We start from the raw sequence: 12,369 nt of genomic DNA on the forward strand, positions 1-12,369 counted from the left end.
CGGCACCACTGGGACCACGGGTACGACCGGCACTACGGGTACGACCGGCACCACTGGGACCACGGGTACGACCGGCACTACGGGTACGACCGGCACCACTGGGACCACGGGTACGACCGGCACTACGGGTACGACCGGCACCACGGGCACGACCGGTACGACGGGCACCACCGGAACGACCGGAACCACCGGTACGACCGGCACCACCGGTTCGACCGGCACCACCGGTTCGACCGGCACCACCGGTTCGACCGGCACCACCGGTTCGACCGGCACCACGGGTTCGACCGGTTCGACCGGCACCACGGGTTCGACCGGCACCACCGGTTCGACCGGTTCGACCGGTGGCTCCACTGTCGGTGGTCCGGACGCCGACGGGACCTCCACTCAGGAGGAGGGCAGCTCCGCGCTGACCGACACCTCGGACTCCACCTCCGACGCGGTCGCCCAGGGCGGCGGCAAGGAGCTGGCCGAGACCGGCGCCGGCGAGACCACGTTCCTCATTCTCGGCGCCGCCACGATGATCGCCGGCGGCATCGGCTTCCGGGTGCTGCCGCGCCTCGTGGCCGGCCGCGGTGGAGCCGCTGCCTGACGGTGAGCAGCCGTACGCGCACATGACGTGAGAGCAAAGGGCCCGGAGCGATCAGCTCCGGGCCCTTTGTGATGCGCGTGTGGGTGTGGCGGGCGGACTACGCGGTCTGATGGGCGAGCAGCGCCAGCGCCGCCACCAGCACCGCCAGCAGCGCGATCAGCGCCATCGGGTTCAGCCCCGCGAAGAAGTTCTCCTGCTGCTGCAGCCGCTCGCGGTTCGCGCGGCACACGGGGCACCGGCCCTCGCTCACGGGGGCCGCGCAGTTAGCGCACACCAGCCGGTCGTACGTCATGCGCCTCGCCCTCCTTGCACCGGTTCCATGGACACAACGCCTCCGGGGGCGCGAACGTTCCCCTTCCACTGTGCCAGGTTCCTCCGGTGCCCGCGCGGCTCACTCGAAGAGCGCAGGGTGTACAAAGTCCCGTACAAAAACGCACAAGCCCCACCCAACCCCTCCCGACGCCTGCGCCGCCCTCCCCGGTTCGCGTATGGTCACGCTCATCTACCCCCGGCGACCCGTGGTGCATCCGTGATCCGATTCGACAACGTCTCCAAGGTCTACCCCAAGCAGACCCGCCCCGCACTCAGGGATGTCTCCCTCGAGGTGGAGAAGGGCGAGTTCGTGTTCCTCGTGGGATCCTCCGGTTCCGGCAAGTCCACCTTCCTGCGGCTGGTGCTCCGCGAGGAGCGGACCAGCCAAGGTCAGGTGCACGTCCTGGGCAAGGACCTCGCGCGCCTCTCCAACTGGAAGGTGCCGCAGATGCGCCGCCAGCTGGGGACGGTGTTCCAGGACTTCCGGCTGCTGCCGAACAAGACGGTGGCGGAGAACGTCGCCTTCGCGCAGGAGGTCATCGGCAAGTCGAAGGGCGAGATCCGCAAGTCCGTGCCGCAGGTGCTCGACCTCGTCGGGCTCGGCGGCAAGGAGGACCGGATGCCCGGTGAGCTGTCCGGCGGTGAGCAGCAGCGCGTGGCCATCGCGCGCGCCTTCGTGAACCGGCCCAAGCTGCTGATCGCGGACGAGCCGACCGGCAACCTCGACCCGCAGACCTCCGTGGGCATCATGAAACTGCTCGACCGGATCAACCGGACGGGCACGACCGTGCTGATGGCCACGCACGACCAGAACATCGTGGACCAGATGCGCAAGCGCGTCATCGAGCTGGAGCAGGGCCGCCTCGTGCGTGATCAGGCGCGCGGCGTCTACGGCTACCAGCACTGACCGCCCCCGCCATCGCCCCCGTTCTCGCGGACGTCCCCGGAAAGGCCTGAACAACACGCCATGCGCGCCCAGTTCGTACTGTCGGAGATCGGCGTAGGTCTCCGCCGCAACCTGACGATGACCTTCGCCGTCGTCGTCTCCGTAGCCCTGTCCCTGGCGCTCTTCGGCGGGTCGCTCCTGATGAGCGACCAGGTCAGCACGATGAAGGGCTACTGGTACGACAAGGTCAACGTCTCGGTCTTCCTCTGCAACAAGAGCGACGCCGAGTCGGACGCCAACTGCGCCAAGGGCGCGGTCACCGCGGACCAGAAGAAGCAGATCAAGGCCGACCTCGACAAGATGGGCGTCGTCGAGAAGGTGACGTACGAGTCGCAGGACGACGCGTACAAGCACTACAAGGAGCAGTTCGGCGACTCGCCGCTGGCCAGCTCCCTCACGCCGGACCAGATGCAGGAGTCGTACCGGATCAAGCTGAAGGACCCGGAGAAGTACCAGGTCATCGCGACCGCCTTCGACGGGCGGGACGGCGTGCAGTCCGTGCAGGACCAGAAGGGCATCCTGGACAACCTTTTCGGGCTGCTCAACGGCATGAACTGGGCGGCGCGGGCGGTGATGGCGCTGATGCTCGTGGTCGCGCTGATGCTGATCGTCAACACCGTGCGCGTCTCGGCGTTCAGCCGTCGGCGAGAGACCGGGATCATGCGGCTGGTGGGCGCGTCGGGGTTCTACATCCAGGCGCCGTTCATCGCGGAGGCCGCGGTGGCCGGACTCATCGGCGGCACGGTCGCCTGCGGATTCCTGGTGATCGGCCGGTATTTCATCATCGACAACGGCCTGGCGCTGTCCGAGAAGCTCAACTTGATCAACTTCATCGGCTGGGACGCCGTGTTGACGAAGCTTCCGCTCATCCTCGCCACGAGCCTGCTCATGCCCGCCTTGGCCGCTTTCTTCGCGTTGCGCAAGTACCTGAAGGTGTGACGCACGCCCCGAGAGCCGTACGGTCAACCGTCCGTACGGCTCTTCGCGTTCCCCTAGACTCACCGCCATGTCAGGCCGTGACCTGTTCTGTCAGCCCCGCCGTTTCGGCCGCGGGGCCACGCTGACATTGGTGTTCGCGAGCGTTCTCGTCGCCGGTGCGGCGACCGGGTCGTTGCCGCGGGGGCCGGGCGACGGGCAGCGGAGCGCTTCGGGCGCCGCACCCGCCACAGCCCCGGCCGGTCACTCGGAGGACGTCGCCCGCGCAGCCGAGGAGGCCGCCGCCGACGGCAAGTCCCCGATGGAGGCCGCCGAGCGGGCCGTCAGCCGCAGCGGGGACCGCTGGGCGGCCGTCTACTCCCAGGGCGAGTACCAGGAGTTCGAGGAATCCCTCGACGGCCGGTACACCGGCGTGGGTCTGGAGGCGCGGCGCGAGCGGGGCGGCCGGATCGAGGTCACCAAGGTGCAGCCGGGGTCGCCCGCGGCCGCCGCCGGGATCCGCGCGGGCGACCGGTTGCGCACCGTCGACGGCCGGTCCGTCGACGCCCTCCCGGTCACGGACGTCGTCGCGTTACTGCGCGGTGACGCCGAGGCCGCGTCCGCCGGAACCCCCGTCCGTCTCGGGCTGGAGCGCGGCACGCGCGCGTGGACCGAGACCGTGCGCAGGGCGCTGCTGTCCAAGGACTCCGTCACCGTGCGGGAACTCGCCGACCGGGTCACCGTCGTCGCCGTCGCCGCCTTCACCAAGGGCGTCGGCGACACCGTGCGCGGTGCCGTGCGCCGTGCGCCGGCCGGCGGCAGGATCGTGCTGGACCTGCGCGGCAACTCCGGCGGCCTGGTCACCGAGGCCGTCACCACCGCTTCCGTCTTCCTCGACGGCGGCCTCGTCGCGACCTACGACGTCGACGGCGACCAGCGCGCCCTGCACGCCGAGGCGGGCGGCGACACCCGCAAGCCCCTGGTCGTCCTCGTCGACGGCGGCACGATGAGCGCGGCCGAACTGGTCACCGGCGCCCTGCAGGACCGCGGTCGGGCGATCGTCGTGGGATCACGCACCTTCGGCAAGGGCTCGGTGCAGATGCCGCGCCGGCTGCCCGACGGCTCCGTCGCCGAGCTGACGGTCGGGCACTACCGCACCCCCTCCGGCCACGGCGTCGACGGCCGCGGCATCACGCCCGACCTGGAGGCGGACGACGGGGCGCTGGGACGGGCCGAGACCGTGCTGAGCGGACTCGGGGACACGACCTGAGCGACCGCCGCGCCGGATCCACCCGTAATCGGCTTTCCCTTCGGCCCCTTCCGGATGCGAAAATGGCAGGACTATGAGCAAGGGAATGTACGTACCGAAGGAGTCCCAGCCGAAGCAGGGCGGGGCGGCCGCGTCCGGCAAGGCCAAGGACGGCAAGCGCAAGATCGTCGCGCAGAACAAGAAGGCCCGGCACGACTACGCGATCATCGACGTGTACGAGGCCGGCCTGGTGCTCACCGGCACCGAGGTGAAGTCGCTGCGACAGGGCCGTGCCTCGCTGACCGACGGCTTCGTGCAGATCGAGGGCGACGAGGCGTGGCTGCACGCCGCGCACATCCCCGAGTACAGCCAGGGCAGCTGGACGAACCACTCCGCGCGCCGCAAGCGCAAGCTGCTGCTGCACCGCGAGGAGATCGACAAGCTCGCGGTGAAGTCCGAGGAGACGGGGCACACGATCGTGCCGCTCGCCCTGTACTTCAAGGACGGCCGGGCCAAGGCCGAGATCGCGTTGGCGCGCGGCAAGAAGGAGTACGACAAGCGGCAGACGCTGCGCGAGCAGCAGGACCGCAGGGAGACGGACCGGGCGATCGCCGCGGTCAAGCGGAAGCAGCGGCACGCCTAGCGAGCGGCCCGTGGGGAATACGGTGGCATCGGCGCGCGTTGGTCACGTACGATGGCACCTGTGCCCCGCAGTGGGCACGGGCCCTCCTCGGAGGGATTGAAAAATCAACATGGGGATGATCGGTTTCGACAGCGACTGTTGAAGCAGGGGAAGCGTGTCGAGGAAGCGGCAATGATCTCGTAAACCATATGTCGCAAAAAATAATCGCCAATACCAAGAGCGATTCCCAGTCCTACGCCCTCGCTGCCTAATAAGCAGTGAGTGTAGGACCCTTAATGGGTGTCAGCCCGGAAGTGTTCCCGATCCGGATCCTGGCATAATCTAGGGGACTAAACCATTGCGCCCGGTCACGGGGTGCGATGGGAAATCAAACAGTGACTGGGCCCGTCGGCGACTTGTTCGCGTGATCACCGGGGCCGAGAAAATCACAGCGAACTGCACACGGAGAAGCCCTGATTCTGCACCGTTGGACGCGGGTTCGATTCCCGCCATCTCCACTTCATCCCATGTGACATGAAGGCCCCGCTCCCTCAGGGAGTGGGGCCTTTTTGCGTGCGGCTCTGCGCCTGCGCCTCGGGCGGCCGTTCAGTCGCCGCCTCGGTCGCCGCTGCCTCAGCTGCCGGCGCTCAAGCCGCCGTCGGCGTACCCATGCATGGACGATCGGTTGATGTCGGCGTGCGGTCAGAAAAGCAGGCAATCCGACATCCATCAAGGTGTACTTTCCGGCCATGCCTGGAGGGGCGCTCGGCGCGTGGCGCCGTCCGGCCTCCTCTTCCCCTCCCGTCGCACCGGTGTGGCGAAGGGGCTGGTCTCTCCGGCGCTCGCCGTCCGTCCGGGGTGGACCCGCCGGTTCCCGGGCGCCGGAAGGCCGCATCGGCGGCTCCTGGAGGGATGGAATCCAGCCATAGGCATGAGCATGACTTGTGTCCATAAATGACACAACGCGAATGCCGGGCCCATGCCTGCGCTAGGTTCGTGGATCTGAGCGCAATGGGATAAAAGGGGCGCGAGAGCTGGGTGGGGGCCTGGTTCCGTCGACGTGGGCTCGGGGTCGTAGGCGCACCCGGAACAGTTCTGTGGGGGGTAGTGCGCACGTGAAGAATTGGCGAGAAGAAGCCCGACCGGAGTGGCCTGAGGCGGTGTTCCCTACGCGGGACGCGCCGGTCGCGGGGGCGGGATCGGCAGGATCTCGGAGCGCTCCCGGGCTCGGGGGGCAGTCCCTGGCACCGATGACGGGAAGCGGCGGAAGATACCGCTCGCTGATGGACGCACCGCGTGAGAGCGGCCTCCCGCCGGCCCCGGCGCAGTCGAACGGGGTGACCGGAAACGAACCTTCGAGCGATCTTCGGGATCCGTGGGCGGAGAAGCCGGGCGGCCCGGACGGGGAGGGCGCCGATCCCGGCGAGGTGACCGTCCAGCTCGACCCCCTGAAGCAGGGACGGCCGGACGGCCCCGAGGCCGCCTCCGACGTCCCGGTCTTCGTCGACGAGTCCGGTCGCCGCAGCCGGACGTTCCGCCGCATCGGCATCTTCGTGGGCATCGCGTGCGGGGCGTACGCCGTGGTCATCGTGGCCGCGCTGCTCTCGGGCAGCGCAGGCGCGCCCTGGCTGCCCGTGCCGGTGCCCGGCCAGGCCGACGACAAGCCCGCGGCCGGCGAGGTGGACAGTTCCTCGGCGCCCGACGACTCCGCCTCCTCGCGCCCCGGAGCGCCGGGCTCCGTGCGTCCCGGCGAGGCGGGGGCCACGGCCTCCGGCTCCGCCGCCGACCCGGGCAAGCCGGGGGCGAGCAGGGCGCCGGGCGCCTCGGGGAGCGCCGCGCCGACCGGTGGGGCGTCGGCGGCGGCCCGGCCGTCGGCGAGCGGGGCCGTCCGGCCCAGCGCCGGCCCGACGGCCACGGGGTCACCGGCATCGGGTCCGACCGGCCCGGTGATCGCGCCGCCGGCGTCCACGCCGCCGCCGCCGGCGTCCACGCCCGCGGAGTCCCCCTCGCCGGTGTCGTCCCCGTCCCCGGCCGGCGGAGCCTCCACCACGGTCGCCGGCGGCCCCGCGGAACCGGCCCCGGCCGCCTCGACCCCGGCGGCCTGAAGAGCCGGTGAGCACCGCCGGCCGACGGCGTGCCGACGGGGGCGCAGTCCCACGGGGCGCGCGGACCGGGGCAGGAGCACGGACCCGCGGCACGGGCGGGAGCAGCGACTCCGCCCCGCGCGACTGGACGCTGCGCCGGCCTGACATGTGGGGCCCGGCTCCGGCCGTGGCGGACCCGCCCGGTCCGGTTCCCGTCGGCTCCTCGTCACCCGCCGTCCGTGCCGCCACCCGGGGCCCTTGATCCGTCCCGCTGCCCACTGCCCGCCCGGCGCCCGCGATCTGTTCCGTTCCCGCACCCCCTCCCGCATCCGTTCCGCTCCGGCGTCCGTCCGGCGCGGGCAGCCCGTCCCGCTGCCCGCCGTCCGCCCGGCGCCCGTCCCGCTGCCCGCCGCGCGACCGGAGTCCGGTCGTCCTACCGGGCCGTCCGGCTGACGCGGCCGGCCGACGCGGCCCGAGTGCGCCGTCCTGCGGGGCGGCGCGAAACCCTCGTCCGACTCTCGTCCCCGGAGAACCGACTCTCATGGCACCACACAGCAGCCGGCGTTCGGCCCGACGGTCCGCCGTCAGGCATTCCGCGCATGCGTCGGGCGGCCGGACCGCCTCCGTCGCCGCCTCGCCCGGAGGTGAGCCGGGCGGGCGCAAGGCCGGCCGGCGGTCCGGCCCACGGCGCGGCCGGGCCGCGGGGCGGGCAGCCGGCGGCCCCGCGCACGGCGCGGCCCCGCCCGGACGCCGCCGTCTGATGCCTCCTCTCAGGCTGCGCCGCCTGCTGCCGCTGCTCGTGCTCGTCGCGATGATGGCGATGCTGATGCTGCGCGGCTATGTGCACAGCGAGATCCTCGCCGACCACCGCGTCCGCCCCGATGCCGCCTCCGGCACCGTGCCCGAGAAGATCCTCGACGGCGGCCCGGTCGTCGACACCCGAGGCGGGCAGGTGACCAGCCTGCAGGTGCCCGACCACCGGATCGTGCTCACCTTCGACGACGGACCCGACCCCACGTGGACCCCGAAGGTCCTGGACGTCCTGAAGAAGCACCGGGTGCACGCCGTCTTCTTCATCACCGGCACCATGGCCTCCCGGTACCCGGATCTGGTCCGGCGGATGGTGGACGAAGGCCACGAGATCGGCCTGCACACCTTCAACCACCCCGACCTCTCCTACCAGTCGAAGAAGCGCATCGACTGGGAGCTCACCCAGAACCAGCTGGCACTGGCGGGCGCCGCCGGCATCCGGACGTCCCTCTTCCGGCCGCCGTACTCCTCCAGCCCGGACGCGCTCGACGACGCCTCCTGGCCGGTCACCCGGTATGTCGGGACGCGCGGCTACCTCACCGTCTTCACCACCGCCGACAGCGAGGACTGGCAACGGCCGGGCGTGCGGCAGATCATCCGCAACGCCACGCCCAAGGGCGGCAAGGGCGCCATCGTCCTCATGCACGACTCCGGCGGCGACCGCCGCCAGACCGTCCAGGCCCTCGACGTCTATCTCCCCGAACTCACGCGGAAGGGTTACGCGTTCGAGAACCTCACCGAGGCCCTGCAGGCGCCCAGCGCGCACACCCCGGTCACCGGGGCCGACCTGTGGAAGGGCAGGGCCTGGGTCTTCCTGGTCGGGGCCTCCGACGACATCACCGCCGTCCTGGTCGTCGGCCTCGCCGTGATCGGCGTCCTCGTCTTCGCCCGCTTCGGTCTGATGCTGCTGCTCTCCGCGATCCACACCCGCCGTACCCGCCGCAAGGACTTCGTATGGGGTCCCGACGCGCCCGTCACCGAACCGGCCTCGGTGCTCGTGCCGGCCTACAACGAGGCCAAGTGCATCGAGAACACGGTCCGTTCGCTCATGGAGAGCGAGCACCCGATCGAGATCCTGGTGGTCGACGACGGCTCGAGCGACGGCACCGCCCGCATCGTCGAGGACCTGCAGCTGCCCGGCGTCCGGGTGGTGCGCCAGCTCAACGCGGGCAAACCCGCCGCCCTCAACCGGGGCATCGCCAACGCGCGGCACGACCTCATCGTCATGATGGACGGCGACACGGTCTTCGAGCCGTCCACGGTCCGCGAGCTCGTCCAGCCGTTCGCCGACCCGAAGGTCGGCGCGGTCGCCGGCAACGCCAAGGTCGGCAACAAGGACACCCTCATCGGCGCCTGGCAGCACATCGAGTACGTGATGGGCTTCAACCTCGACCGCCGCATGTACGACGTCCTGCGCTGCATGCCCACCATCCCGGGAGCCGTCGGGGCGTTCCGCCGCAGCGCGCTCGACCGCGTCGGCGGCATGAGCGACGACACCCTCGCCGAGGACACCGACATCACCATGGCCATCCACCGGGACGGCTGGCACGTCGTGTACGCGGAGAAGGCACGCGCCTGGACCGAGGCCCCGGAGTCCGTCCAGCAGCTGTGGTCCCAGCGCTACCGCTGGTGCTACGGCACGATGCAGGCGATCTGGAAGCACCGCCGCGCCCTCGTCGAACGCGGACCCTCGGGCCGCTTCGGACGGGTGGGCCTCCCGCTCGTCTCCCTTTTCATGGTCGTCGCCCCGCTCCTCGCGCCCCTCATCGACCTGTTCCTCGTCTACGGCCTGCTCTTCGGCCCGACCGGCCAGACGATCGCGGCCTGGTTCGGCGTGCTCGCCGTCCAGGCGGGCTGCGCGGCCTACGCGTTCGTCCTCGACCGCGAGCGGCTCACCCCGCTGATCTCCCTCCCGCTCCAGCAGCTCCTCTACCGCCAGCTGATGTACATCGTGCTGCTCCAGTCCTGGATCACCGCGCTCACCGGCGGCCGGCTGCGCTGGCAGAAGCTGCGTCGCAAGGGGCAGGTGGCCGCCCCGCCGGGCGCGGTGGCGCCGGCCGCGAGCCTGGACGGGGGTGCGGTCCGATGAGCACCGAGCCGAGGACGGAGCCGAGCGGACGGCCGGGCAGCCGGCCGGCGCACGGTCGCCCGGCGGACGGTCGGTCTGCGGACGACCGCCCGCTGGACAGCACCGCGCGGTTGCCTCAACTGACCGAGCCGACCCAGCCGACCCAGCCGACCGGGCGGGGCGAGCGGGCCGAGCCGACCGAGCGGGCCGAGCAGTCGGGCGGGACCGCGCGCACCGATGCTTCTCAGGCGGCGAAGAAGAGCGGCGGACGCGACCGCTACTTCGACCTCCTCCGGGCGGTCGCCCTGTTCCGTGTCGTCCTCTACCACCTGATGGGCTGGGCCTGGCTCCCGGTCGTGTTCCCCTCGATGGGCGTGATGTTCGCGCTCGCCGGCAACCTGATGGCCCGCTCGCTCACCCGGCGTCCCGCGCTGGAGGTCGTGCGCGGACGCATGCGCCGCCTGCTGCCGCCGCTGTGGCTGCTGGGCGCGGTCGGCGTGACGGGCATGCTGGCCGCGGGATGGGGCCCGGACGAGGAAGGGCACCCGGGCTGGTGGTGGTTCCACCTCGCGTACTGGGTCCTCCCGCTGAGCGACCCGCCGTACGGCGAATCCCTGCCGGGCGTGCGGCAGCTGATCGGCGACGACTGGGCCACCGACATGGGTGTGCCCCTGTGGTACCTCCGCGCCTACCTCTGGTTCGTCGTGCTCTCCCCGCTCCTGCTGCGCGCCCTGCGCCGGCTGCCCTGGCCGACGGTTCTCGCGCCGCTCGCGCTGTCCGCCGCCCTGGAGTTCGGCGCCGTGGCACTGCCCGGCTGGCGTCTGCAGGCCGGCCTCACGGACTTCGGCACGTTCGGCGCGTGCTGGCTGCTGGGCATGGCGCACCAGGAGGGCCTGCTGCGCCGCCTGCCCCGCTATGCGGTGCCGTCCCTGGCCCCGGTGGTGGCGGCGACCGGCCTCTGGTACGCGCTGGGCCATCACCTCAGGGAGGGCCACGACCTCGACGACATGCCGTTCGCGCAGTCCCTGTGGTCCTTCGCCGCGGTCCTGATGCTCCTGCACATCAGTCCGTCCTGGACCGAGTGGCCGGCCCGGCTGCGCCGCTGGGACCGGGTGATCACCCTGCTCAACTCCCGTGCGGTGACGATCTATCTCTGGCACAACGTGTGCATCGGCGTCGTCGAGGCCCTGTGGGACCGGCTGTGGGCCTTCCCCCTGCTGGAGAACGACGCCCGCTGGGTGCTGGAGAGCCCGTGGCCCCAGCTGCCGTTCGTCTGGCTCCTCACGGCGGCCTGCGTCGTCTGTTTCGGCTGGGTCGAGGACCTGGCGGCCCGCCGCAGGCCCCGTCTGTGGCCGGACGGACGCGTCGGCGCGCACCGCGCGTGACCTGGGGCGTGCTCCGCCCCCGTCCGGTCGCCGGGCGGGGGTGAGAAGCAGGTTCGAGCGGGTCGGTCGCCGCTCACCGGGGCCGCGGGCGTGTGGAAGACTGCCCGCGTTGCGTGAGTGAACAGCCGTTCGGCTGGTGGGGGAGTGAGTGCCGGTGAGCAAGCGGCAGATGCGAAGCATGCTGAAGTCGATGGCGGGAGGTGGGCCCGTCGAGCTCACCAGCCCTTTGGCCTCGGTGAAGAAGCTGGCCCGGCTCGCCTTCGTGGCCCAGCAGTTCGGGTACGAGTACGCGGACGCCGGGCACGGCGGCTCGCAGGGCAACGCGCTGAAGCTGCTGATCGTCCCCGATCCCAGCCCGCAGGCACGCGCGCGTGCCGCGCAGAACTGGGCGCAGTACCCGAACGCGCACGACGGTTTCTCCCTGCCGCCGCTGGTCCCGGACGCCTTCGAACTTCTCCGGACCCGCATCACCTTCGACCTCACCGGCAGGCAGGCCGAGAAGCGGATGGGGTACGGCGCGCTGGGCGCCACCGCGGGCTGCGCGGTCCTCGGGATACGGCTCGGGGCCACGGGCGCCGACTTCGGAGTCGCCGCCGCCGTCTGGGTCGTCCTCATGGCCGTCTGCGGAACCGGCTTCGCCGTCAACCGGCGTCGCAACGCCGCGTCCGGCGCCCGGCTGAAAGCCGCCGGCTTCACCCCGGTGACCGACGCGACGGGCCGCCTGCGGTACCTGCCCGCGGGAGTGGGGGCGGGAGCGGGGGCCGGTCCCGGCCGGAACCCGTACGGCGCCGGACTCCCGGCCCAGGCGCCGGCGTCGCCCCCGTCCGGCCCGTACGGCGCCGCCCCCGCGGCCGCCCCCGGTTACGGCTACCCGTATCAGCCGCAGCAGCCGCAGCAGCCGCAGCAGCCCCCGCACCCCCACCAGCAGCCGCAGCCGTATCAGCAGTCCCACCACCAGCCGCCACAGCCGTACCAGCATCAGCCGGGCCCGTACTCCCAGCACGACCCCCAGCCGGACCCGTACGCCGGGCATCAGCACCAGCAGCAGCCCCAGCCCGGCCCGTACGCGCAGCCGCAGCCGCAGCCTCACCCGCAGCACCAGCCGCCCCAGCAGCCCGCCCCGTACGGCCGGCCACAGCCGTACCCGCAGCAATACCCGTACTCTCCCCAGGCCCCCGAGGCCCCGTCGGCCCCTCAGGCCCCGCCGTACCCGCAGCCCCAGCAGCCCGCCCCCTACGACCGGCCGCCCCAGGACTGAGCTCTGCCCGCGACCTCTCACCGGCCGTCCGCTCAAGGTGAGAGCAACGTTCCTTTCCGGTCACCCACAGCCACAGCGCGGAAACGCGCTCTCCCTACCTTCGGGACTCATCACCGCTCATCCCCCCG

10 protein-coding genes and 1 other RNA gene are annotated in these 12,369 nt (G+C 71.7%); 10 read left to right on the plus strand and 1 reads right to left on the minus strand.

Annotation, left to right across the window (positions count from 1 at the left end; all coding sequences use genetic code 11):
• On the plus strand, window positions 1-592 hold a 592-nt coding region (locus ACN6LD_RS22900; protein WP_445044143.1), incomplete at its 5' end, for a hypothetical protein.
• A gap of 97 nt (window positions 593-689) precedes the next feature.
• On the opposite strand, the gene ACN6LD_RS22905 is transcribed toward ACN6LD_RS22900, so the two are convergent.
• Window positions 690-884, minus strand: coding sequence for a hypothetical protein (locus tag ACN6LD_RS22905; RefSeq protein ID WP_057574411.1), 195 nt, complete (start codon window positions 882-884; stop codon window positions 690-692).
• A 237-nt stretch (window positions 885-1,121) separates the two neighbouring features.
• On the opposite strand from ACN6LD_RS22905, the gene ftsE reads away from it, so the two are divergent.
• The 9 genes from ftsE to ACN6LD_RS22950 all read left to right on the plus strand — a co-directional run bounded on the left by ftsE (window position 1,122) and on the right by ACN6LD_RS22950 (window position 12,241).
• Window positions 1,122-1,811, plus strand: coding sequence for a cell division ATP-binding protein FtsE (ftsE, locus tag ACN6LD_RS22910; RefSeq protein ID WP_057574412.1), 690 nt, complete (start codon window positions 1,122-1,124; stop codon window positions 1,809-1,811).
• Window positions 1,812-1,871: 60 nt separating this feature from the next.
• On the plus strand, window positions 1,872-2,789 hold the full coding sequence (gene ftsX, locus ACN6LD_RS22915; protein ID WP_057574413.1) for a permease-like cell division protein FtsX: 918 nt from the start codon (window positions 1,872-1,874) through the stop codon (window positions 2,787-2,789).
• Between the two features lie 67 nt (window positions 2,790-2,856).
• Complete coding sequence (locus ACN6LD_RS22920; protein WP_319192931.1) at window positions 2,857-4,035, plus strand: S41 family peptidase; 1,179 nt, start codon at window positions 2,857-2,859, stop codon at window positions 4,033-4,035.
• Window positions 4,036-4,108: 73 nt separating this feature from the next.
• Window positions 4,109-4,657, plus strand: coding sequence for an SsrA-binding protein SmpB (gene smpB / locus ACN6LD_RS22925; RefSeq protein ID WP_057574415.1), 549 nt, complete (start codon window positions 4,109-4,111; stop codon window positions 4,655-4,657).
• Window positions 4,658-4,768: 111 nt separating this feature from the next.
• Window positions 4,769-5,157, plus strand: a transfer-messenger RNA (tmRNA) gene (gene ssrA / locus ACN6LD_RS22930).
• Between the two features lie 762 nt (window positions 5,158-5,919).
• Window positions 5,920-6,741 (plus strand): hypothetical protein, encoded by an 822-nt coding sequence (locus ACN6LD_RS22935; RefSeq protein ID WP_319192929.1) that lies wholly within the window; start codon window positions 5,920-5,922, stop codon window positions 6,739-6,741.
• Between the two features lie 739 nt (window positions 6,742-7,480).
• Window positions 7,481-9,619: a bifunctional polysaccharide deacetylase/glycosyltransferase family 2 protein gene (locus tag ACN6LD_RS22940; protein ID WP_319192927.1), complete on the plus strand. Its 2,139-nt coding sequence runs from the start codon at window positions 7,481-7,483 to the stop codon at window positions 9,617-9,619.
• Between the two features lie 110 nt (window positions 9,620-9,729).
• Entirely contained in the window at window positions 9,730-10,983 is a 1,254-nt protein-coding gene (locus ACN6LD_RS22945) for an acyltransferase family protein (protein WP_445044144.1), read from the plus strand.
• Between the two features lie 154 nt (window positions 10,984-11,137).
• Window positions 11,138-12,241 carry a hypothetical protein gene (locus tag ACN6LD_RS22950; protein ID WP_445044145.1) on the plus strand — a complete coding sequence of 368 codons (1,104 nt, stop codon included), beginning with the start codon at window positions 11,138-11,140 and terminating at the stop codon, window positions 12,239-12,241.
• The last annotated feature ends 128 nt before the right edge of the window (window positions 12,242-12,369 follow it).

The sequence above is a fragment of the Streptomyces sp. SAS_272 genome (assembly GCF_052543235.1).